Raw genomic sequence first — 23067 nt, forward strand, 5'->3', positions numbered from 1 at the left:
AACTTAAGGTTAATAAAATTAATAACCAGATAATTTAGAACCCACTAAGTAAAGCAGAAAACTGTTAAAACGCCAGTGGCTGGCTTGCCCGCCGGCATGCTTATCTGTATAAAAGTAACTGTATAAAAATAATAAAAAGGAGCCGATGGTGGCAGACTGGTTAACCCTACTTCCGGCGGTCGTCGCCATTGCCGTGGTACTGTGGCGCAAAGAAGTGATTTTAGCGTTGCTATTATCACTCTGTACCTCGAGCTGCTGATATTTCTGCAAAATGGCCAGAGCTTTGGTGCCGGTTTATTACTTGACGGCAGCATTCAGACCCTGGAACGGATTATTGCCGTTACCGGTGACGCCGACAACGCCCGTATTTTAATGTTCTCGTTGCTGGTCGGTGGCTTACTGGCCTATATGCGCTACTCCGGCGGGGTGTCGGCCACGGTGGCGATGCTGGTGAATAAAGGTATCGCCCGCAATGGCCGCCAGGCCGGCTTACTAACCTTTTTTATCAGCAGTGTAACCTTTATAGAATCGAATTTAAGCTCGTTAACGGCGGGTATCAGCTCGCGCGGCCTGTTTGATAAATTTAAAATGAGCCGGGCCCGCCTGGCCTATATTATCGACAGCACCAGCGCCCCTATTTGCATTATTATTTTACTCAACGGCTGGGGTGCTTATATTCTGGGGCTGCTGAGCACCTATCGATTTACCCCAAAGTCCGGTGGCTATTTTAATTGGCACCATACCGCTTAATTTCTATGCGTTAATTACTCTGGTGGTGGTGCTGTATACCATTATCAGTGGCAAGGTGTACGGGCCGATGCGTAAATCAGAACAGCAGCTGCATACGTTGTCGCATCACAGCGAAATTGAGACCGCAGCCCAGCCACCCGGCTTATATGCTGGTACCGCTGGTTACGCTGGTAGCGGCCATGCTCGGCTTTATGTTGTTAACCGGTAATGGTCAGCTGGTGCAGGGCTCGGGCTCCAAATCGGTGCTGTATGCCACCGCGCTGTCCTGCGTGGTGGTGTACGCTATGATGCTGCTTAGCCGCCGCTTTGCCCACCAGCAACTGGTCGATATTGGTTTTAAAGGCATCAGTGAGTTACTGCCGTTGGTTACCATCGTGTTGTTATCGCTGTCGCTCGGCTCCAGCTTAAAACTGCTCGGCACCGGCACCTTTATTGCCGGCATTGTTGATCAAAACCTGCCACAGGTGCTTATTCCGGCGCTGCTGTTTTTAGCCGGTGCGTTAATTTCGTTTACCACCGGCACCAGCTGGGGCACCTTTGCTATTCTTATTCCTATCGGCATGCCAATGGTCAGCCTGTTGGGTTTACCACCGCAGCTTATTCTGGCCGCGATATTAAGCGGCGGGGTATTTGGTGATCACTGCTCACCTATTTCCGACAGCACCGCGGTAAGCTCGGTGGCCGCCGGCTGTGACTTACTGGAGCACGTAAAAACCCAGCTGCCTTATGCCCTGGTCTGTGGCGCCATCGCGCTACTAAGCTTTGTAATCGCCGGCATATTGATGATTTAACGAGGATAACGATTTAACGAGGATATAATGATGAACATCGCCCTGCTGTCCCCTTTCTGTCTGCTGGCGTTACTGGTAATGGCCATCGCGGCATCTGCAACCGCTAAGCAGAGCGAGCCGGCCGTACCAGCCGACTTTACTGATGTGGCCAGCCTGGTGCCCGATGCCCAAATTCATATGGCGTATCTGGGCAGCGACAATTTTGTCGGCATGCAGGTCGATGGTTATCAGGCCAATAAATGCTATTTGCAGCAAAACGCGGCTAACGCTTTGGTAAAAGCGCAGCAAGCCGCCGCCGCCCAGGGCTTAACCCTGTGGATTTATGATTGCTACCGGCCGCAGCGGGCGGTAAACCATTTTATGCGCTGGGCCAAAGATTTAGCTGACACCAGCACCAAGGCTGAGTATTACCCCAACCTGGCTAAAGACCAGCTGGTCGGCGAATATATTGCAGAGAAATCTGGCCACAGCCGCGGTAGCACCATCGATTTAACTCTGGCCCGGCTGGATGCCGATGGCAACTGGCAACCGCTGGACATGGGTTCAGCCTTTGATATGTTCGACCCGGTTTCCAATGTCGGCCACCCGGCTATCAACCAGACTCAACAAGCTAACCGTCAGTTATTACTGGATATTATGGCCAGTGCCAATTTTAAGGTATACAGCATGGAATGGTGGCACTTTACCCATCAGCCGCCGGTATACACCGAGCAGTATTTTGATTTTGTTATTAAATAAACCAAAATTAATTACAGATAATTACACTATATTAATAATTGATTCATCAAGGCTTTGTTATACCTGTTAGTGACTTTAATCGTCGTAATCGCAATTAAGGAGTCACTATGCATAAGCTACTTACAAGCGCCGTTCTCGTTGGATCTTTCTTCTCAGCAGCAGTTGCTGCCCAAACTTACGACAAAGGCTTTTACCTCGGTGGCCACTACGGCCAGCATAAAGTAGAACTGGAATCCGATTTTGCCAATACCGATCTCGATTTTGGGGTAGCCGGAGTTAATGCCGGTCTGCAGCTTACCAGCTTTCTGGCCGTCGAGGCCCGCTATGCTGTTGGCGTAGAAGACGAAGAAATTTTTGATGACACCGACTCCGCCCGCTATGACATCGACCGCCATATGGCCTTGATGGCCAAAGGCTCCTTACCGCTGGGCGACCGTTTTGCTGTGTTTGCCACCGCGGGCTATGGCGAAACTAAATACAGTTTTGCCTACGATATTCCAGGACTGACCGGCTCTGAATCGACCACCGAAAGCGGCTTTATATATGGTGCAGGTGCTACTTTTCATCTGACCAACCGCTTAAGTCTGGTCGCTGAATATACTATGCTGCCCGATCTTGAAGACGAAGATGAAGGCCTGATTGAGTCTGACGTATCAATGATGACCGTTGGCCTGAACTATCAGTTCTAAGCCCGGCTTACCCCGCCAGCGGCCATCTCACCACAGATGATGGCAGGTTGCTGGCGCAAGGTTTGTTGCAGATGCCCGCTGGTCCTCCCTGCTAACGGGCATCTGTTTTTGCCGGCCCTTGTTTACCTGTGTTGCCCACCAGCCTGGCCGACAGTCCTGTCGCAACCAGCCTTGCAGCTGCCGCTAATGCCATTAGAGCTATCGCCATTGATCTGTTAGTATAAACTCATGTTATTTTTTAACCATGTTAACCACTTTTAACTATGGCAAGACGTACTAAAGCCGAAGCGGAAAGCACCCGTGCCGCTATTCTGGATGCAGCCGAACTGTTGTTTTTTGAACATGGGGTTTCCCGCACTACGCTGGAGAAGATTGCCGCCGCAGCCGGGGTAACCCGTGGTGCTATTTACTGGCATTTTCAGAACAAAGCAGACTTATTTAACGCCATGCTGGAGCGGGTGCGCCTGCCCTTTCAGCATCTGCTGGCGGCAGTGGATAACAACCCGGCTGCCGACCCGTTCAGTCAGTTGCATGAGCTAATGAGTAATGGCCTGCGCCTTATTGCTTCCAGTGAACAGCACCACAGAGTGCTGACCATTGTCTTCCATCGCTGTGAGTATATTGATGAGCTGAACCCGGCGGTCAACCAGCAGGATAAACTGGATGAAGCCGCAGTTGCGGTAATGCAGAGAGCATTTGAACGGGCTGAGCAGGCCGGGATGTTACGCACTGGAGTTTGCCCCCGGCTGGCAGCCGTTGCGCTGCATATGTACGTTGGCGGCATTATCAGCCACTTTTTGTTAAAGCCGCAGCAATGCGATTTAATGCAGCACGCGCCTAAGTTAATTGACGCCATGCTGTTGGGCCTGAAAAAAGCCTGAACCGCGAAAATCCGTTGCAACCAGGCTGGAAACAGTAACGCCAACCATAAAAAAGCCAGCTAACCGCAATTGCAAAACGGACTAGCTGGCAAAGGTACTGATTTTAAAACCGTCTAGCGGGCTGGCGGGGTCCTTTTAGCAAACAGCCTCATAACGACCAGATAAAACACCGGCACCAAAAATACCGCCAGCACCGTGGCTGAAATCATGCCACCGAGCACACCGGTGCCAATGGCATTGCGGCTGGCAGAGCCGGCACCCGAGCTGAGAACTAAGGGCAATACACCAAGCGAAAAGGCCATTGACGTCATAATGATGGGTCGTAAGCGCAGGCGCACCGCTTCCAGAATAGCCGCTGTCAGCTCCTTGCCCTGATTCTGCAGCTCACGGGCAAACTCGACAATCAGGATGGCGTTTTTCGAGGCCAGCCCCATAGTCGTTAACAGCCCCACCTGAAAATAGACATCGTTACCCATGCCCCGCAGATAAGCCGCCGTTAAAGCACCAATAATGCCCAGTGGTACCACGAGTATCACCGCAAAAGGCACGCTCCAGCTTTCATACAACGCAGCCAGACATAAAAACACCACCAGAATAGAAAGCGCATACAATGCCGGTGCCTGCGAGCCTGATAGTTTTTCCTGATAAGACGTCGCAGTCCACTCAAACCCAATACCGTCCGGCAACTGGCTGATTAACTGCTCCATGGTTGCCATTGCATCCCCCGAGCTGGTGCCCGGCGCCGGTTCGCCCTGAATTTCCATCGCCGCCACGCCGTTGTAGCGTTCCAGCCGCTGCGGGCCGTATACCCATTCGCTACTGGCAAACGAGCTGAAACTGACCATCTCGCCACTACTGTTCCTCACATGCCAGCGCTGAATATCTTCCGGGGTCATTCGAAACTCCGGCTCCGCCTGCACAAACACTTTTTTCACCCGGCCACGGTCAGTAAAATCGTTAACATAGGTCGAGCCCCAGCCAATCGACAAGGTCTGGTTGATATCATTTAATGACACCCCCAAGGCCTGGGCTTTTAACTGATCTACCTCTATCTGCAATTGCGGCGCATCTTCCATACCATTGGGCCGCACACCAAGCAGACTGGGCTGCTCTGCGGCCATCCCCAGTAACTGATTACGGGCATTCAGCAAGGCCTCGTGGCCTATCCCACCCCGGTCCTGCAGAAATAATGAGAAACCGGTAGCCCGGCCAAGTTCGGCAATCGGCGGCAGGTTAAAGGCAAAAATCTGGGCTTCTTTGACGGTACCAAAAAAGCCCCAGGCCCGGCCGATCACAGCCTGCACACTGTCTGCCTCGTTGCGTTCACTCCAGTCAGCCAGCCTGACAAACGCCAGGCCCATATTCTGGCCGCGGCCGGCGAAACTGAAGCCCGACACGGTAAACACCGACCGTACCGAATCTTCGGTAGCATAGTGCGCGGCTACCTGGTCCATTACCGCCTCGGTTCGCTGCTGGCTGGCGCCGGTTGGCAACTGGATCATGGTTAAAAATACGCCCTGATCTTCTTCCGGCAAAAACGAGGTGGGTAAGCGCATAAACATCAAGGCCATCACCGCGACAATCACCCCGTAGATCAGCATTGAGCGTTTCGGCCGCGCCAGCATGCCGGCTACGCCGCGCTGATAGCTTGCGTTGCTGCGATCAAAGCCACGATTAAACCAGCCAAAGAAGCCGCGTTTCTGCTGATGATTGCCATTAACCGGTTTAAGCATGGTGGCACACAATGCCGGGGTAAACATTAGCGCTACCAACACCGACAAGGCCATGGCCGTAACTATAGTAATCGAGAATTGCTGATAAATGGCGCCGGTAGCCCCGCCGAAAAATGCCATTGGCACAAATACCGCCGACAGCACCAGGCCAATACCGACCAATGCTCCGGTGATCTGGCCCATCGATTTGCGGGTGGCTTCTACCGGGCCTAAGCCCTCTTCGCTCATTACCCGCTCGACATTTTCGACGACGACGATGGCATCATCCACCAGCAAGCCTATTGCCAGCACCATGCCAAACATGGTCAGGGTGTTAATGGTAAAACCAAAGGCCGCCATAATGCCAAAGGTGCCGAGCAGCACCACCGGCACCGCCAGGGTAGGAATTAACGTCGCGCGGAAGTTCTGTAAAAACAGATACATCACCAGAAAGACCAGAATAATGGCTTCAATCAGGGTTTGTACCACTGAGCTAATGGAAACTTCAACAAAAGGCGTGGTGTCATAAGGAATAACCGCACTTAAACCCTGCGGAAAATACGGCTCCAGCTCGGCCAGCTTGGCTTTAACTGCCGCCGCCGTATCCAGGGCATTAGCACCGGTCGCCAGTTCTATCGCCAAACCGGTGGCCATTTTGCCGTTGTAACGGGCTATTACTGAGTAATCTTCACCGCCCAGCTCAACCCGCGCCACATCGTTTAGTTTTACCAGGGCGCCATCAGCGTTAACTTTCAGTAAGATCTGGCCGAATTCCTCGGCTGAGGTCAGCCGGGTCTGGGCCAGTATAGCTGCATTATATTGCTGGCCTTCCAGCGCCGGCGCGCCACCTAACTGACCGGCGGTTACCTGATTATTCTGCACCCGAATTGCCGCCGTAACGTCAGCCGGGGTTAACTGGTACTGGTTCAGTTTGTCAGCATCCAGCCAGACTCGCATTGCATACTGGCTGCCAAACACCTGGACATTACCGACACCGCTGGTCCGGCTGAGCGGGTCCTTAACGTTTGCCACCACAAAATCGGCAATGTCGTCGCGTTCCAGGCTGCCATCTTCCGAGATAAAGCCGACAACCATCAGGAAGCCGCCATTCGATTTCGCTACCCGCACACCGTTTTGTTGCACTTCCTGCGGCAGCAACGGCAACGCCTGCTGCAGTTTATTCTGGACCTGCACCTGAGCAATATCAGCATCGGTACCGGTTTCAAAGGTCAGAGTCAGGCTGACGTTACCGGACGAGTCTGAGTTGCCCGACATATACATCAGGTTGTCCAGGCCATTCATCGCCTGCTCTATCACCTGGGTTACCGCATATTCTGCCGTTTGCGCCGATGCCCCGCGGTATGAAGCGCTGATGCTGATCGCCGGTGGCGCAATGCGTGGATATTGCTCTATCGGTAGTTGTTTAATGGCCAGCAGGCCGGCCAGCATAATGACAATGGCGATAACCCAGGCAAAAATAGGCCGGCTGATAAAGAAATTCGCCATCGCTTACTCCTCGTCCGCAGCGTCAACCACAGTAACAGTGACGCCCGGCCGCACTTTTTGTAAGCCGGCGACAATCACCTGCTCGCCACTACTAAGACCCGCGGTGACCAGCCAGTTCTGGCCATAACTGTTACCTAAAGTTACCGGCCGCAGCTCTACCTGGTTATCTTTATTCACCAGCATTACCGTGGCATCGCCTTTCGGAGTGCGGCTAACCGCTTTTTGCGGCACTAACAGCGCCTGATCATTACTGCCATGGTGCAAGCGGGCCCGCACAAACATGCCGGGTAATAAGTCACCCTCTTTATTCGGGAATACCGCGCGCAACGTCACCATGCCGGTACCCGGATCCACATTCACTTCAGAGAACTGCAAACTGCCTGCTTCAGCATAACTGCTACCATCGTCCAGTAATAATTCAACCCGGACGTCACCCGCGCCATCATCAGCACGCAGTTGCCGTTTCAGCTTTAGCAGCTCGTTACTCGACTGGGTTAAATCGACATAAATAGGGTCAAGCTGGCGAATTGTCGCCAGTCCCTGCGCCTGATTTGCGGTCAGTAAGGCGCCTTCAGTCACCAGTGACCGCCCAATCTGGCCGGCTATCGGGGCTTTAATATCGGTATAATCTAAATTTATCTGCGCTGTTAACAGGGCCGCTTCGGCACTCGCTACGGCTGCATCTGCCTGCATTAGCACTGCTTCGGCGTCATCGGCATCCTGCTGGCTAACAACTTTATTACCGAGCAAGCCTTCTATCCGCTTGGCTTTTAAGCGGGCGTTGTGCTGCACCGCTTTGGCGCTGCTGAGCGCGGCTTGCGCACTGCTTAATGCCGCCTGGTAAGAGCCTGGGTCAATTTTATACAACAGCTGGCCGGCTGTGACCAACTGGCCTTCGGTAAACAGCCGTTGCTGCAAAATGCCGCTGACCTGCGGCCGGATTTCGGCATGCCGAAAATCGGTGGTACGGCCAGGCAATTCAGTGGTTAACTCGACTGCGCTGGTGCTCAGCGTAACCACGGCCACTTCAGGCGCAGGCTGGCCCTGGCCAGCGCTGCCAGCAGGCGGCTCGCTGCAACCAGCCAGCAGCAAAACGCCGGCAGCAACCAGCATGGTCAGTTGTTTAGCCCACGGCTTGAAAACTTGCATAGTGTATCCTGTATTGACATGGTAACGCCGGCTCTGCGCTCAGGGGCGCCCGACTAGTCCGGCCAGATTAGCCCGGCAATATACATACACCAGTGTATGTTAGCAAGCAAAAAGAGTGATCTTGCGCCGGATGGCAGGCTTTTAACGGTGAATAAAGTGACAGGATCCAGGCGGCGAACAGCCGGCTTCAGCAAACCAGCTGACGCTGCTCTGGCAAGCCCATACTAAGCACAAAGGGACAGTCAGCCTGCTGGGCATGGCTGAAATCCTGCTTACTGCTCAGCCCCTGCCAGTTGAGGGCAATCAGGCTCTGGGCAACGGCACCGCCCAGGCCACTACCCGGCCCCAGTAAAATAATATGCTCGGGCGCAAATTCTTTTACCGCTACCTGAATGGCCCGGCTGAAATTAAAGGTATCGCAGACCTGCTGGCCTAAGGTATAGGCTTTTAATGCGCTGGGCTGGGCCAGCTGGCTGGGCCAGATCACGCCACGGCCATCAATTAATGGCAGCTGTGGCGTGGCAAAGAGCGGCTCAGCAAAATGGGCCAGCGCCTGATCGGCCGCGCTCTGCATTAACGGGCTGTGAAAGGCCGCATGGCCGGGTAGTAACAGTGGAAACCGCTCATCACAGGGCGGCAGCGCCTGCATTGCCTGCTGCACCGCACTCTGGGTCCCGGCCAGCACCGCATAGCCACCATAGGCTATCGACATAAACAAGGCGCCCTGATGCAGGTAAAGCTGTTCAGCCAGCCGGGCCTGTTTGTCGATATCCAGCTGCCAATCGCTGTTTACCAGTGGGTAAATAAACTGGCCGCCGGCCGCACCGGCAGTAAGCTGTGCCATGCTGGTTACCAGTTGCATACTGTCGCGGCCCTGCCACACCCCGGCACAGCCGAGCGCCGTGTACCAGCCCATCGAGTTACCGGTAATGGCCACAATGTCGAATTTGTCGCGGTTAATCTGGCTGAAATCGGCCAGCCCGGCGCTGAAAATTAATGCCGCGGCGTTCTCCGCTTTAATATGGCGGGCGTTGCTGAAACTGGCTGCACTATCCAGTTCAGTAACCGTGGCCAGGCCAAGCTCTGCACGCAGGGCATCAAATTCACCCAGTTGCTGGCGAAACGGGCTGGCCGCCGGCAAGTGCTGCTGAATATAGCCAAGTTCTGGCCGGTTATAACTGCCGCGGCCCGGGCAGACAACCAGCGCGGTTTTTCTACTCATTTATGTTGCTCCCAGCCAGCAACTGCCGCACTTTATCGACAATCTGTTGTTTTGACGGCAGCACCGCATAGGCGGCGGCACCCAGCGGAATAAAGCTGTCCTCTGCGGTGATCCTACTTAACTGGTAACAGCCTGGTCGCGCCTCATGCAAGGCGGTAAACAGCTCTTCGCTAAGCGAGCCGCGCCGCCGGCACTCATCGACAATCAGTACCTGGCGACAATCTGCCAGCGCTGCAACGATAGCATCAATATGCAGTGGTACCAGGCAGCGTAAATCCAGCACTCGCAGGCTGTAACCTGCTTGCGCCAGCTCTGCTGCAGCCTGCCGGCTTAAGTAATAGCCATTGCCGTAACTGATAATGGTCAGCGCCGGCTGCTCTACCGTGCCCTGCTCAGGGGCCTGGCCCGAGACCTGGCCTGAGACTGGGTAAGCAGCCTGGTTAAACACAGCCGGCTCCCCCAGCGCCGGTAACGGTTCATCAGGCAGCGGATAGTCGCAAAGCCAGCCGCCATCGCCCGGGGCCAGTAAATCGCGGGTCATATATAAGGCAATCGGTTCTAAAAAGATCACCAGCCGTTTCTGCTCATAAGCCAGCTGCACTGCCTGGCGTAAAAGCAAGGCGGCGTCGGCACCGTTTGACGGACACAGCACAATAATGCCCGGAATATCCCGGAATACCGCAAACGAATTATCATTATGAAAATGACCACCAAAACCGCGCTGATAGGCCAGGCCGGCGATCCTGATCACCATGCCATTGTGATACTGACCATTGGAGAAAAACGGCAGCGTGGCCGCCTCGCCGCGGATCTGATCTTCTGCATTATGGACATAAGCCAGAAACTGAATTTCCGCAATCGGCAACATGCCCTGCTGCGCCAGGCCTATCGCCATCCCCAGAATACTTTGTTCATCCAGTAAGGTATTAATGACCCGATTGCCACCAAACGCCTGAATTAAATGCTGCGATACGCCGTAAACCCCGCCTTTTTTGGCGACATCTTCACCAAACAGCACGGTATTGCCGTACTGGGCAAATAAATCATGCAGGGTCCAGTTCAGCAGTTTGGCTAAATGCTGTGGCTTACCGAGGTTATGCTTATCGAACTCAAATAGCGCACTGCGAATGGCCGTTGGTGGTAACGGTGGTGCCGGCAATGCAGGGCGCACTGGCGCTATCGCGGCCATAACCTGGGCCGCTGTTTGTAATTTGGGCCGGCTGCTGGCAACGGCGGCTACCCGGCTGATCTGGCTGGCTAAATCGAGCACCACATTTAATAACTGTGGCCGGCTTAACACGCCGCGCGCCAGCATCGTCGCGGTGCTGGCCAGAATAGGGTCGAGCTCCAGCTCAGCGTTAATCAGGTTTTTACTGCGATAGGCGGTTTCGGTATCAGCCCCGGCATGGCCAAATAAGCGCACGGTGGATAAATGTAACAGCGCTGGCTGGCGTTTAGTCCGGACATAGTGCGCCGCTTTGCGGGCCACCGCGAAGGTTTGGGCCAAATCGCGGCCATCGGCAGCAAAGTAACGCAGCTCAGGCCGGTCGGCCAGGCTTTGTTCAATCCAGCCCTGCGGTGTTGGCGTGGAAATACCCAGGCCGTTATCCTCACAGACAAACAACATTGGTACCGGCACATGCTGATACGCCGCCCAGCAAGCCGCATTAATGGCGCCCTGAGCAGTGGAATGGTTGGCCGAGGCATCGCCAAAGCTGCACATCACTATCGCATCATGCGGCCAGTTGCCGCTCTGGCCCAGCCGCTTACTTAAATCAATGGCAAAAGCAGTACCAACCGCTTTAGGTATTTGCGAGGCAATAGTGCTGGTTTGCGGCGGAATATTCAGCGCCAGGCTGCCCAGCACCTTGTGCCGGCCGCCGGAGATAGGAGTCATCACTGGAGGCACAGAACGACAGCAACATATCGTACAGTGGTGTACTACCCGGTAACTGTTTACTGCGCTCAATAAAAAAGGCACCACTGCGGTAATGTAAAAACGCCGGATCGGTTAAGCGCAGTGCCGCTGCCACCGCGGCATTACCCTCATGGCCGGCACTGCCAATGGTGTAAAAGCTCTGGCCTTTAGCCTGCAATAAGCGCGACTGCAAATCCAGCAGGCGGCTGCTTAGTTGGCTGTGCCAGAGCCGGTACAGTTCACTGTCACTTAAGCCCTGCTGCAAACTGCTGGCCGGTGCTAAGCTGTTGCTGTCAATCTGCTGAAGAAACTGCTGCAGCCACGGATGCATCGGTTCGGCCACGGTTAGCTGAATGCCTGCAGACCGGTCTGGGCCCGGCCTAAAATTAACGCATGTACATCATGGGTGCCTTCGTAGGTATTTACCGCCTCTAAATTCATTACATGGCGAATCACATGATATTCATCGGCAATGCCATTGCCGCCGTGCATATCGCGGGCCAGACGGGCAATATCCAGCGCCTTGCCACAGGAATTGCGCTTAATCAGCGAAATAGTTTCCGGCGCTAACTGGCCGGCATCCATCAAGCGCCCGGCCTGCAAGCAGCCCAGCAAGCCAATGCTGATCTCGGTTTGCATATCGGCCAGTTTTTTCTGGATCAGCTGGGTCTGGGCCAGTGGCCGGCCAAACTGGGTGCGGTCCAGCGTATACTGGCGGGCGGCATGCCAGCAGAACTCGGCTGCGCCTAATGCGCCCCAGGCAATACCATAACGTGCTTTATTCAGGCAGCCAAAGGGGCCTTTTAAGCCACGTACTTCCGGGAAAATCGCCTCTTCCGGCACTTCGACGTTTTCCATCACTATTTCGCCGGTAATCGAGGCCCTGAGCGAGAATTTGCCGTCAATTTTCGGCGCACTTAGGCCTTTCATGCCTTTTTCCAGCACAAAACCGCGAATTTCACCGTCTAACTTAGCCCACACCACAAACACATCAGCAATTGGCGAGTTAGTGATCCACATCTTGCTGCCGTTCAGCAGATAACCATTGGAGGTTTTCTTCGCCACGGTGCGCATACCGGCGGGATCAGAGCCGGCATCCGGCTCGGTTAAGCCAAAACAGCCCACCCATTCGCCAGTCGCCAGTTTGGGCAGGTATTTCTGGCGCTGCGCTTCGGTGCCATATTCATGAATAGGGTGCATCACTAACGAGGACTGCACGCTCATGGCACTGCGATAACCGCTGTCGACCCGCTCTACTTCACGCGCCACCAGGCCATAGCACACATAATTGACCGCTGAGCAGCCGTATTTTTCCGGCAAGGTAGCGCCCAGCAGCCCCAGTTCGCCCAGTTCAGTCATAATTTCGCGGTGAAAGTGTTCATTGCGGTTGGCCATTAATACCCGGGGTTGCAGTTTATCCTGGCAATACTGATGCGCAGTATCACGGATCATCCGCTCTTCTTCGCTTAACATTGCAGATAATTGAAACGGGTCTTGCCAATCAAATACCGGGCGGGCCATAACGCTACCTCATGCTGTTGTTCGATAAAAAATATCGACAAAAATGACGATAAATATGCTTTTGTGCTGAATTAAAGCCTGTTGCTCACTCTACTGCGGCCTGCTATAAAGTTAAAATATATTAATTCTGTATCTGGTATAGCTTTTACCTATGGATATTCGCCAACTCAGCTACTTTGTCGCCGTCTATGAACAGGGCAGTATCAGCGCCGCCGCCCGCCAGTGCTGCGTGGCCCAGCCATCGTTGTCAGCGGCCTTGCGCCAGTTAGAGCTGGAGCTGGGGGTGAAGTTATTTGTCCGCTTACCCAAAGGGGTAACTCCAACGGAGGATGGCGACAAGTTGTATAACCATGCCGGCAAACTGCTTGGCCAGTTGCAGTCATTAAAAGCGTCGTTCCGCACGCCGGTTAACCGGGTGCAATTCAGGCTGGGTTTAATTAAGGCTCTGGGGGTAGAACGAATGAGCGCGCTGCTGCGCGAATTCAGTCAGCAGGTCGATGGCCTCGGAGCTGCATTTGGTCGAGCCGGACGAGCCCTGCGATGCCCGGATTATTACCCCGCAACAACTTAAAACCGGCGAAGTGCTGCAACCTCTGTGGCACGACCGCTATTTATTAGCGCTGCCGCCGGCCTGGCCGCTGAGCCTGCAAGCACAGATTAGCCCTGGATGATTTTGCCGACTTACCCCTTATTAAACGCATGCCCTGCGACGCCTGGGCCGCCTTTTATCCTGAACTGCTGCGCCGGGAGATCCGACCCGACATCCGCGCCGACATTCAAACCATTGAATATGCCCTTGGCCTGGTATCGGCTGGCGTCGGCTGCGCGCTGGTGCCCGATCTGGACAGCCTGCGCCAGCGCAGCGATGTCAGTTTACGGCCTATCCAGGGTCTGCAACTGGAACGCACCCTGGTACTGGCGCATGGCCGCAATCAGGACAGTAGCGCCTTGCAGGTGCTGCGTCAGCTCTGCCAGCAAGCTGCCGCCAAAAACTGAAAAATTATGCCATGCTCTATTCTGGCCGGATTAACACGGCCTGGGCTAAACTGGCCTGATCTAAACTGGCCTGGCACCGTACATCTGACCATAAATGCGTTGAGAATGGAATGACTATGCATCTGACAATACTATTACGCCAGGGCCTGATGCTTTTGACCTTACTGGCGCTGACGTATCTGGCCGCCGGCATTGGCGCGCTGGGTTCAATCAACGCTGCCAGCTTTTACCGCGAACTGCAGTTGCCCGCTTTTGCCCCACCTGCCTGGTTATTTGGTCCGGTCTGGACCCTGCTTTACACCTTAATGGCGGTTGCCGCCTGGCTGGTCTGGCGCAGTACCAAACAACACCGGGCGGCATTGGGGTTGTACTTTGCTCAGCTGGCGGTTAATGCCTTATGGAGCTGGTTGTTTTTCGCCTGGTATCAGGGCGCCCTGGCATTTGCCAATATCCTGCTGTTACTGCCGTTAATTATTGCCACCGCGCTGTGTTTCTGGCGCCAGAATAAGCTCGCTGGCCTGCTGCTGGTGCCTTATCTGTTATGGGTTAGCTTTGCCGCCGTGCTGAATTTCAGTATCTGGCAGCTTAACCCCGGGGTGCTATAAGCGCCTTGTCATTCCCTCCCTGCGGGTCCTGGGGTTGATCTCTGGCAACAAAACTGCAAAATAGTGGGTTAATTTCCAGCTAAGCAGCGGCGAGAAAGCGCGCAACAGGGTACAATGCGCGCAGCAGATCACACAGGAGTTCTCATGCCAATCAGCACGCAACATAAAGTTTATCTTCCGGCCAGCGCAAAATCGAACCAGTACATTCTGGCTGAAATTAAAGCCACCCCGGAGCTTTACCAGCATTACAGCAGTGAGCAGGTGTGTTATCAGCAACTCAGCCAGCAGCTGTTCACTCTGGCCGACAGCCTCAACTTACATAATGTGCATTTAATTGCCACAGATAAACTGCCGGTAGTGCGTTTTCACACCGAAGCCCATGTTTTTCAAACGGCTGAGCAAATTCTGTTTTTCTATAATCCGGCTTATCATGAAGCGCAAAACCTGTTCAGTCGGCCGGGGTATCAGGCGCGGAAAATCCGCCTGCTGTTTTTAGCCACCGGTAACGATATCCGGGCCAATGCCGCTGACTTCCATCAGCGGGTTTTACAGCTGCTGCAGCAACTGCAGCCACAACTGCCTGAGCAGAACCTGAAGATTAAAATCCGCGATCATCAGCATTTATCCTATGATTTACTGGCAAAAAGCAAAGGCGATCGCGAGAGCTATGGCTATAAGTTACGGGCTATTGCCGGCCGTTATGCTACCCGTAAGCTCAGCCTGCCAGAGCATAGCGCCTTAACCTATGTCCACCTTACTTTGCCCCTTAGCCGCGCCCTGAAACAGCAGTATGTCGCTAACGACAGTCTGGATTACAGCCCGCTGTATCAGCAGCTGGAGCAACATCTGAAAAACGCTATTCAGGCTAAAGATTTAAACCGGGTAGCCATTATTGGCAATGGCTTAACCCCGCTGGTCCGCAACAGTAAGTTTGATAAACCGGAAACCACCGCCGAGCTGCAACTGCTGGGCTTTGATCCGGCCAATAATGCCGCTCAGTTTATCAGTGACTGGCAGGGCGATAATCTGGTAGAAGCGGTGCATATTTTAATTGTCGCCGGCAGCGATGACATGACCGAGACTGGCTATGGCCGCTTTATGAATCAGGTGGAAGCTGCGCTGCGCAGTTTTGCCGATAAGCTGGCGATTAACCCGGAAAAACAAGATTTAACGGTACGGTTTCATCAGCATATCAGCTATAACAGTTAACGCTGTCAAGCCTGTCCCTTATAGCAAGGCCGGTACACCCGGCCTTTTTAATGATATCAGCCCGCAGGAACCGGGGTTGCCGGTATTCTGAGATCCAAGGCAATCGCGCTCACTGTTGCTCGCCTTTGCTGTTGTCGGCATTTACCTGGCGATCCAATGCTTTAATAATATCGCGCCAGCTTAAAATGCCCAGCGGCTGGTTGGCACTATTAACCACCGGAATACACGACACGCCCTCAGTATTCAGCAGATGAATCGCATCCATTACCTTGGCATGCTCACGCAGGGTAACCGGCTTGCGGCGCATAACCTGGTGTACCTTCTTATTTAAGGTGGCCAGATCACGGGCCGTTTCTGCGGCCGGTGCCAATGTTGGGACTTAAAGCTTTAAACAAATCACGGTCAGATATCACCCCCAGCAAACTATTGTTTTCCACTACCAGCACGTGATGAAACTTCACATGGTCAAAAATCTCTTTTACCACCGCCAGGGTATCATCAGGTGATACGCTAACCGGCTGTTTACTCATTAACTGGCTCAGACTAACCATGTTGCAACCTCCACAGGCTATTTGCTGTAGCTTAGCGTACTGGCCGCTTTTTTGAAATTCCGCCGCTTATCAGCCCAGCTTGGCATTGACAAGCCGCCGTTAAGAAAACAAAATGCTACTAATAATTAATTAAACGTTAATAAGCACGATAACGGAAGCGGAAATGATCACGGAAACGGAAATCCCCGCGGATTTAAAGCCGCTATTGTTCGACGGCCAATTGTTTTACGGCAAGTGGGGCCAGATTTACTTTGTCAGCAAAAACCGGCTCAGTTACACCGACATGGCCAGCACCCCTGCCGTAGCTGCAGTTAACGACACTATTTATGGCCGTTACTTCCTGCAGGATATCGAGCCTGCCTGGCAGCGTGATAGCATCTTGCGCGATTTATACCGCTACGCCAAACCCTGGGCTACCGACTTATCCGGTCTCGACAGCCAGCAAGTAATAGCCGAACTGTTACATTTATTTCAGCAGGACGAGCTGCGGGTATGGCAACTGACCGACGGCTGGGTCAGGCCACCCGAGACACCCGGCAATAGCCCATATGTGGCAGCAGGCAGCACAGGCGCAGCCGGCGGCAGTGTCAGCGCCGGCCCTACCAGCACCGGCAAAGCCAGCAAACCCAAAGGTGGCGGTGCCACTACAACGTCGCCGGTAACTGCCAAAACCGCGGGACATGAGGTGGTCAGTACCGGCCCAGATTCATTAGAAAATGAGCAGACGAGATCTACTACTCCAATTGATATTACAGCGCCGCTCCCGAGCAAGACTAGCGATGGTCAAAACATCATTTACTTTGAAAAATCTGATATAAAGTGTAAAGAGTTGTGGGATGGTCAAGCTTATGAATTCTACATTGATGGACCAGATGGCGAATTAGAGTTTGCTGAAGCAAATGTTGATGCAGAAAATAGTAATATAGAATTCTACATTAATAATAACTTTAACCGTGGATATGTGCTTAAGGGTAAAGATTTCTCGCTGACCGATGAGGTGCTTCGCAGGTCAGTAGAAAAATACCAAGAAAACAACGGCATGCCCCCAACATTCTTGAACGGTACAATTATTAAAAAGAATTTAGAGAACTTTCAGAAAGAATTCTTAAAAGCTAAGGGAGCTAACTCGGAGTTATCAGATGCTGAAATAGCAAATATGGCTGTGAAGAAAATATCGTTCGGGGCCTCTAGAGAGAAAATTGGTTATAGCGATATCAATGTTGAAATTAGAAAATATGGCAGCGCAGAAATCAATGGAAAGGTTTATGAGCAGATCCCTAAAGCAGTAAAAATAACGGCGAAAAAACCGTAAGCTAAGCAAGTGACGTCCAATAGGTTACATTTATGAAAATATCAAAGACCAATTTACTAGACCTGCTGCTTGACTATATTGATGGTAAAAGTGAAGCCGTGAATAGAATTTCAGAGGCCTATAAAACTAAAAACACCATTTGGTCAAATGACGAATGGATTTACGTTAAAGACGTTGAATCCAGTTTGAAATCATTGAAAAAAATTCATCTACAAGGTGAGTTTGAGCAATTTGTTAATATTAGACAGCTTATACTGGATAAAAATGTCAGGCAGACTTGATTGAGGACACATGGATAAAAAATCGGATACTGGAATGTCGGGAAAGCATGCACTCACTTTACCCGGAATAAATTTATCTTATGTCCCAATCTCATCACCAATACGTCACAATGACTAAAATAAAAGAACCATTAAACACCGTATTAAGAAAATACTGCCATGTTGGCTAGAGAGACTTTTCACGGAGCTACCCTGAGTTGCCGGATATTTCTTTACGAAATACAACTTATCGCCATCTGACGGACGAGCAGCTGGATGATGCTGCTAATAAACTGGTTCAGTATTTTACTGACGATAAACTGCTGATTATTTACCGCATCAGCAAGGGTAAACTGTACGACACAGAAAACCAACTGGAACTGCCGCTCACTGCATTGCCCTGGCTGAAGGACACCATTATTAATGGCTTCTGGCGTCAACCTTCGGCCGGTGGCTTACCCAAAGATCAGCATAGTGTTTCGGCCACTTTTAGTGGTGAAGAGATTTTGCTGGGCCGCAGTATGAACGCGGGTGACTTCGCCAAACCTGGCTTTAAAATTGTCAATAAAAGCCGCGCATCGCATATTATGGCGTCTCGGCCACAAGAATTTCAGATAACTGATGAGCGGGTGGAGAAGGTGTTATTACCCTTGCTGAGTCAGTTGGGTGTTAACTAGGGCGTGTTGCTTTTGCTGTAACCGCAATATGCTGGGCCGGGCCGCGGCGGCGGCTGTGGAAGATGCTGGGGCCGCTGGTTTTCTTGGCTTCGCGTTTGGCGCTGCTGGCCAGTTCCGACACATCGTGCTGGCTGACACACAGCTGCGGATCGGGCTCTACCACCCCGATTGACAAAGAAATCAGCGGGAAAAACAGCGGCTGGCCCAGCCGGTCGACGGCACTGCAACCACCATCCGCCAGATGCGCCTCGCTGTAATAGTGTTTTATCCGGTCGTTAAAGCGCGACTGAATTTGCGCCAGCACCGCCATGGTGGTGTCGCCGGTAAACACCACAATAAAGTCATCACCGCCAATGTGGTAGATATAGCCCTCGCCGGCCGGCACTTCGGCCTGAATAATTTTCGCCAGCAGCTCGATAACCAAATCGCCTTTACTGTAGCCATAAATGTCGTTGTACGGCTTAAAATGATCAATATCGATATAGGCCACACTAAAGATACTGCCCTGGCGCAGTAAGGTATCGATATGCAGGTTCAGCGGCACATTGCCCGGCAATAAGGTCAGCGGGTTGGTATAGCGGGCAAAGAATACTTTGTTTTCACTAATTTGCTTCAGCACTTTGCGCACCGAGCCTAAGCCATAGTATTGGCCGTTGTCGGTAACCAGAAAATACAGGCCGGCGTCATCGGCATCTTCGCTGATTAAACTGCTGACATCGTCTATCGACATGCTTTTTTCCACCACTAACGGTGCTTTTTCCATGCAATAGCTAATCGATTTACGCTGATACAACGCCCGGCCAAAGGTATGGGAGAATTTTTCATTCAGCACACCGCGACTGACCACCCCAACCGGCCGTTGCTCGCTATCCACCACCGCAATGCAAGCCAGGCTTTTATCGTTAGCAAAGCGTTCGGCTACATCCAGTGCCGGGGTATCCTGGCCGACCGCCGGGGTAGCAATAATAACCGGCTCCAGCGCCTGGTTCAGCTGCAGCTGGCTGCTGGCCAACAGCGGCGCCAGCGCGGTCGGGCAGTCCTGAAAGTCATTTTGGGGCCGACCCAATAAATAGCCCTGGCCATATTCGGCCCCCAGCTCGCGGCACATTTGCAGCTCTTCGCTGGTTTCAATGCCCTCGGCAATAATGCTGGAGCCGGTGTCTTTGGCTATTTCAATAATATTTTTAACAAAGGCTTTTTTAATCGGATCCTGGTGCAGCTGGTCGATAAAGTAACGGTCTATTTTCACAATATCCGGCCGTAATTCCGACCACAGCCGCAGCCCAGAAAAGCCGCTGCCTAAATCATCAATGGCAATTTTAAAACCAAACTCGCGATAATGTTTTACCGCATTAATAAATAACTCGGTGTCCTCCACCTGAAACTGCTCAGACAGCTCAATAACAATTTGCTCTGGTGCCAGACCAGCCGCTTCAATCATTTTTTTGGTCAGGCCGGAGGGATGATCAGAGGTTAACAGCAGCAGCGGATTCACATTTAAAAACAGCAAGCCATCGGCACCGGCTTTGGCAAAGGCATTTATGCTAAGCTCGCGGCACAATAACTCCAGCGGCTCCAGCAGGTTATAGCTTATGGCGGTTTTAAATAAATTGCCGGGCGAGTGTAAGGCACTGTTCGATGGCCCGCGAATTAAGGCTTCAAAGCCGAGGTTTTTACCATCACTCAGCCGCACTATCGGCTGAAATAATGGCGTGAGCCGCCGGTTAGCCAGAATATGACGCAGCTCGTCACGATGATAGTCACTTAAACCCAAGCTGATTACTCTTTCAGTTAGCCTACTACTTTAGCCAACACTCTCCGTGGCGGTTGCTACATCCCTGCAGCTGGCCAGAATAAGTAACTAATGTTGCAACCGTATGACAGCGGCAGTACCGGAATCAGCCCCCTCTATCCCCCTTTACTAAAGTGGGAAGCGCATGGCCAGAAAGCACAACGCCAACCCGAAGGTTGGCGTTGGTGGCACTTTAGTACAGCGCGCTTAGCTGGTAGCTGCCAGCGGCGGCTTATTTGCTGCGGCGTAAGCGACGGCCACTGGCTAACAGCAGTAAACCAGCACCAAATACACCTAAGGTAGCAGGTGCAGATACCGATACCGCTTGGCTTGGTAAGGCGTTGACCTGCACGTCATCAATTAAGTTACCCATGGTGCCGCCAGTCAGGGAGTTCATGGTCAGCGTTGTACTGCTGCTTGTTGCTACAAAAACACTACTGAAGAAGTTCCAGCTGCCAACCACATGGTCGTCAAGTTTCCAACTGATATCAGCTACTTTTGCTTCAAACGCTTCGCTATTGTTATTACGGGCGCGGTAGAAGAAACTCAGCTCGTACTGACGGCCAACTTCGGTAGCGAACGTCTGGAAAATTGACCAGGCACCAGTATTGGCACCATGCGCATTCAGCTCAATAAAGTTTTTGCCGCTGGCAGCGACAACGCCATTCAGTGCATTCCAAATTTCAATATTGCTGCCCTGCCAGCCAGCAACATCAGCGCTGCTAAAAGGCTTCCAGCTTTTATTGGCAACAAAATTTTCTTCAAAATCGCCGTTAACAATCAAAGTAGCATGGCTGCTGAAACTGGCGGCCAATAAAGCGGCAGCACCTAATAAAGTACGAACAGAAACTAATGACATCTTGATCCCTCAAACATTATGATTAAAAAACCAACACATCATACCAGTGGTTTAGAATATTAGGAACAGGTGTTAAGAGATTTATTTTTAAGGGGTTTGATCTTACGCAAACTACCCTCTGGCCAAGTGCTGTCTTTTTGTTGCAGCAAGCCACAGACTGTCAGCCTAGTTGTACGCATAAAAACCTTTTGCAACAAAATATCGCAGAAAGCCCTTCCAATTTCAGGTCCAACTAATTTAATATCAGTTTAACCTTACTATTTGTAAGGTTATTGCCTGTACAAGATAATGGATTTTATTCAGAACTTTATACCTCGAAGACCCCCGTAAGGATAACAAGGCGGATAGATGAAAAAAAATTTACCAGTTACCAGAATAGAAAAAACCTTTCATGCCAATGCTAACATTTTGTCGACCACCAACCTGGACGGAAAAATAACCTATATCAACAAAGACTTTATTCAGATTAGTGGCTTTAGCCAAGCAGAGCTTATTGGCGAGAATCATCATATCGTCCGCCACCCGGACATGCCGCCAGCGGTGTTTAAAATGTTCTGGTCTGATTTACGTGCTGAAAAATCCTGGATGGGTATCGTAAAAAATCGCTGCAAGAATGGTGACCATTACTGGGTAGACGCCTTTGCCACGCCGATAAAAAAAGCCGGCCAGGTTGAAGAGTTTCAATCGGTTCGGCGCAAAGCCCCTCCTGAGGCGGTAGAGCGTGCAGATAAAGTCTATTCCACCCTGATGGCAGGCAAAACGTTGCGCCAGCTAAAAGATGCCGTACCCCTCTGGTCTAAACTTACCATCGTGATGTTACTCAGCATGCTGTTGCCGCTGATAGCTGCCATTTTTTCCAACTCCGGTTTACTGTTTGCTGCAGCCGCGTTGTGCGCTACGCTTATGTCAATCGTTGCCCTGTTTGTCTTATCTACCCCTCTGCGCGCGGCCCTGCAACAACTACAACAGATTTCTGCAGATAAAGTTGCCAGATTTGTGTACACCGGCCGCGCTGATGAAGCCGGCATGCTGTTATTGGCCATCAAAAAATTAGAGTCTGAAAATGCGGCCCTGATTGGCAGAATTAATGACATGTCAGCGACGCTGAGTGACAGTGCTCAAAACTTAAGTGCTGCGGTAAGCCAGTCTGAAAACGGAACATTGCGCCAGTTTGAGCAAACCGAACAAGTGGCCACAGCCATGGAGCAAATGTCAGCCAGCATTGCCAGTGTAGCGACAAATGCTCAACACACTTCAGTTGCTGCTGCTGAGGGTTTGAATATTACCAGCAACAGCAAGCAGGTGGTCGATCAGAATGTACAAACGATCACTGAGCTAAAAAACCTGATGAATTCTGCCACATCCATCATTCATCAGGTCGCAGCCAGCAGCGATGAAATTGAAAAAATTCTTGAGGTCATTCTGGCAATAGCAAATCAAACTAATTTGCTGGCCTTAAACGCCGCAATAGAAGCAGCACGGGCCGGTGAGCTGGGCAGAGGCTTTGCGGTAGTGGCAGACGAAGTCCGTTCGCTTGCCAACCGCACTCAGCACTCTACCAAAGAGATAAACGGCGTTATTGAAAAGCTGCAAAGTGGCGTCAAGCAAGCCGTAGAAGCCATGCGAGCAGGTGAGTGTGCGGCTGAAGACAGTGTATTAAAAAGCAAACACACCGCAGAAACGCTCGAGCAGATACTGGCCGCAATTAATAATATATCGCAAATGAGCGGACAAATTGCCCAGGCGGTAGCCGAACAAACGCAGGTAGCCGATACCATTTGTGAGAGTGTTGTCAGTATTAACAGTAACGCCCAGGAAAACCTGCAGGCGGTCAAACTCAGCAGTAAAGTTGCCGATGAAACCATGTTAATTACCCGGGGTCTGGACCAGCTCACCAGTCAGTTCTGGCAAACGCAACAGGGAACCTAG

General features: G+C 52.0%; 24 protein-coding genes. 14 read left to right on the forward strand and 10 right to left on the reverse strand.

The genetic code is table 11. The features are described from left to right. Nucleotides 1-201 precede the first annotated feature (201 nt). The 6 genes from KG631_RS19065 to KG631_RS15625 all read left to right on the forward strand — a co-directional run bounded on the left by KG631_RS19065 (nucleotide 202) and on the right by KG631_RS15625 (nucleotide 3849). Nucleotides 202-750 (forward strand): hypothetical protein, encoded by a 549-nt coding sequence (locus KG631_RS19065; protein ID WP_301003899.1) that lies wholly within the window; start codon nucleotides 202-204, stop codon nucleotides 748-750. Beyond that, nucleotides 719-958: a hypothetical protein gene (locus tag KG631_RS19070; protein ID WP_301003900.1), complete on the forward strand. Its 240-nt coding sequence runs from the start codon at nucleotides 719-721 to the stop codon at nucleotides 956-958. Before KG631_RS19065 ends, KG631_RS19070 begins: the two co-directional genes overlap by 32 nt. Then, nucleotides 897-1541 carry a Na+/H+ antiporter NhaC family protein gene (locus KG631_RS19075; protein ID WP_301003901.1) on the forward strand — a complete coding sequence of 215 codons (645 nt, stop codon included), beginning with the start codon at nucleotides 897-899 and terminating at the stop codon, nucleotides 1539-1541. Before KG631_RS19070 ends, KG631_RS19075 begins: the two co-directional genes overlap by 62 nt. Before the next feature lie 30 nt (nucleotides 1542-1571). Continuing rightward, on the forward strand, nucleotides 1572-2279 hold the full coding sequence (locus KG631_RS15615; protein ID WP_214000588.1) for a M15 family metallopeptidase: 708 nt from the start codon (nucleotides 1572-1574) through the stop codon (nucleotides 2277-2279). 107 nt (nucleotides 2280-2386) lie between these two features. Further along, complete coding sequence (locus KG631_RS15620; RefSeq protein WP_214000589.1) at nucleotides 2387-2968, forward strand: porin family protein; 582 nt, start codon at nucleotides 2387-2389, stop codon at nucleotides 2966-2968. Between the two features lie 263 nt (nucleotides 2969-3231). Continuing rightward, entirely contained in the window at nucleotides 3232-3849 is a 618-nt protein-coding gene (locus tag KG631_RS15625) for a TetR family transcriptional regulator (protein WP_214000590.1), read from the forward strand. 113 nt (nucleotides 3850-3962) lie between these two features. Here KG631_RS15625 and KG631_RS15630 read toward each other — a convergent pair whose 3' ends face one another. The 6 genes from KG631_RS15630 to KG631_RS15650 all read right to left on the reverse strand — a co-directional run bounded on the left by KG631_RS15630 (nucleotide 3963) and on the right by KG631_RS15650 (nucleotide 12877). After that, complete coding sequence (locus KG631_RS15630) at nucleotides 3963-7067, reverse strand: efflux RND transporter permease subunit (protein WP_214000591.1); 3105 nt, start codon at nucleotides 7065-7067, stop codon at nucleotides 3963-3965. 3 nt (nucleotides 7068-7070) lie between these two features. After that, nucleotides 7071-8216, reverse strand: coding sequence for an efflux RND transporter periplasmic adaptor subunit (locus KG631_RS15635; protein WP_214000592.1), 1146 nt, complete (start codon nucleotides 8214-8216; stop codon nucleotides 7071-7073). Nucleotides 8217-8403: 187 nt separating this feature from the next. Further along, nucleotides 8404-9438, reverse strand: a complete 1035-nt coding sequence (locus KG631_RS15640) for a malonyl CoA-ACP transacylase (protein ID WP_214000593.1) — start codon at nucleotides 9436-9438, stop codon at nucleotides 8404-8406. Next, nucleotides 9431-11335 carry a thiamine pyrophosphate-dependent enzyme gene (locus KG631_RS15645; protein ID WP_301003902.1) on the reverse strand — a complete coding sequence of 635 codons (1905 nt, stop codon included), beginning with the start codon at nucleotides 11333-11335 and terminating at the stop codon, nucleotides 9431-9433. Before KG631_RS15645 ends, KG631_RS15640 begins: the two co-directional genes overlap by 8 nt. Beyond that, the gene (locus KG631_RS19080) at nucleotides 11241-11687 is read right to left on the reverse strand and encodes a hypothetical protein (protein ID WP_301003903.1); all 447 of its coding nucleotides are present in this window, start codon (nucleotides 11685-11687) and stop codon (nucleotides 11241-11243) included. The genes KG631_RS15645 and KG631_RS19080 overlap by 95 nt, the downstream gene beginning before the upstream one ends. A 14-nt stretch (nucleotides 11688-11701) precedes the next feature. Next, nucleotides 11702-12877: an acyl-CoA dehydrogenase gene (locus KG631_RS15650; protein ID WP_214000594.1), complete on the reverse strand. Its 1176-nt coding sequence runs from the start codon at nucleotides 12875-12877 to the stop codon at nucleotides 11702-11704. A 151-nt stretch (nucleotides 12878-13028) separates the two neighbouring features. Here KG631_RS15650 and KG631_RS19085 point away from each other — a divergent pair, with 151 nt between their 5' ends. From KG631_RS19085 to KG631_RS15665, 4 genes are all read left to right on the forward strand, one after another. Next, on the forward strand, nucleotides 13029-13448 hold the full coding sequence (locus KG631_RS19085; RefSeq protein ID WP_301003904.1) for a LysR family transcriptional regulator: 420 nt from the start codon (nucleotides 13029-13031) through the stop codon (nucleotides 13446-13448). Nucleotides 13449-13576: 128 nt separating this feature from the next. After that, nucleotides 13577-13873: a LysR substrate-binding domain-containing protein gene (locus KG631_RS19090; protein ID WP_301003905.1), complete on the forward strand. Its 297-nt coding sequence runs from the start codon at nucleotides 13577-13579 to the stop codon at nucleotides 13871-13873. A gap of 116 nt (nucleotides 13874-13989) precedes the next feature. Next, nucleotides 13990-14478, forward strand: a complete 489-nt coding sequence (locus KG631_RS15660) for a TspO/MBR family protein (RefSeq protein WP_214000595.1) — start codon at nucleotides 13990-13992, stop codon at nucleotides 14476-14478. A gap of 144 nt (nucleotides 14479-14622) precedes the next feature. Further along, entirely contained in the window at nucleotides 14623-15687 is a 1065-nt protein-coding gene (locus KG631_RS15665) for a DUF3083 family protein (RefSeq protein WP_214000596.1), read from the forward strand. A 109-nt stretch (nucleotides 15688-15796) separates the two neighbouring features. Here KG631_RS15665 and KG631_RS19095 read toward each other — a convergent pair whose 3' ends face one another. Together KG631_RS19095 and KG631_RS19100 are read right to left on the reverse strand one after the other, a co-directional pair. Then, a complete protein-coding gene (locus KG631_RS19095; protein ID WP_301003906.1) occupies nucleotides 15797-16057 on the reverse strand; it encodes a CBS domain-containing protein in 261 nt (86 codons plus the stop codon). Next, on the reverse strand, nucleotides 16029-16238 hold the full coding sequence (locus KG631_RS19100; RefSeq protein WP_301003907.1) for a CBS domain-containing protein: 210 nt from the start codon (nucleotides 16236-16238) through the stop codon (nucleotides 16029-16031). The genes KG631_RS19095 and KG631_RS19100 overlap by 29 nt, the downstream gene beginning before the upstream one ends. A gap of 283 nt (nucleotides 16239-16521) precedes the next feature. Between KG631_RS19100 and KG631_RS15675 the strand changes: the two genes are divergently transcribed. The 3 genes from KG631_RS15675 to KG631_RS15685 all read left to right on the forward strand — a co-directional run bounded on the left by KG631_RS15675 (nucleotide 16522) and on the right by KG631_RS15685 (nucleotide 18487). Next, nucleotides 16522-17550 carry a hypothetical protein gene (locus tag KG631_RS15675; RefSeq protein WP_214000597.1) on the forward strand — a complete coding sequence of 343 codons (1029 nt, stop codon included), beginning with the start codon at nucleotides 16522-16524 and terminating at the stop codon, nucleotides 17548-17550. A gap of 32 nt (nucleotides 17551-17582) precedes the next feature. Continuing rightward, entirely contained in the window at nucleotides 17583-17831 is a 249-nt protein-coding gene (locus KG631_RS15680; RefSeq protein WP_214000598.1) for a hypothetical protein, read from the forward strand. Between the two features lie 197 nt (nucleotides 17832-18028). Further along, nucleotides 18029-18487: a hypothetical protein gene (locus KG631_RS15685; RefSeq protein WP_214000599.1), complete on the forward strand. Its 459-nt coding sequence runs from the start codon at nucleotides 18029-18031 to the stop codon at nucleotides 18485-18487. Here KG631_RS15685 and KG631_RS15690 read toward each other — a convergent pair. Continuing rightward, a complete protein-coding gene (locus tag KG631_RS15690) occupies nucleotides 18480-20261 on the reverse strand; it encodes a bifunctional diguanylate cyclase/phosphodiesterase (RefSeq protein WP_214000600.1) in 1782 nt (593 codons plus the stop codon). The genes KG631_RS15685 and KG631_RS15690 overlap by 8 nt on opposite strands. 250 nt (nucleotides 20262-20511) lie before the next feature. Beyond that, nucleotides 20512-21138, reverse strand: coding sequence for a DUF642 domain-containing protein (locus tag KG631_RS15695; protein WP_214000601.1), 627 nt, complete (start codon nucleotides 21136-21138; stop codon nucleotides 20512-20514). Between the two features lie 348 nt (nucleotides 21139-21486). Between KG631_RS15695 and KG631_RS15700 the strand changes: the two genes are divergently transcribed. Next, nucleotides 21487-23067, forward strand: coding sequence for a PAS domain-containing methyl-accepting chemotaxis protein (locus tag KG631_RS15700; protein ID WP_214000602.1), 1581 nt, complete (start codon nucleotides 21487-21489; stop codon nucleotides 23065-23067).

The sequence above is a fragment of the Arsukibacterium sp. genome, from assembly GCF_018402695.1.
Lineage (GTDB): Bacteria > Pseudomonadota > Gammaproteobacteria > Enterobacterales > Alteromonadaceae > Alishewanella.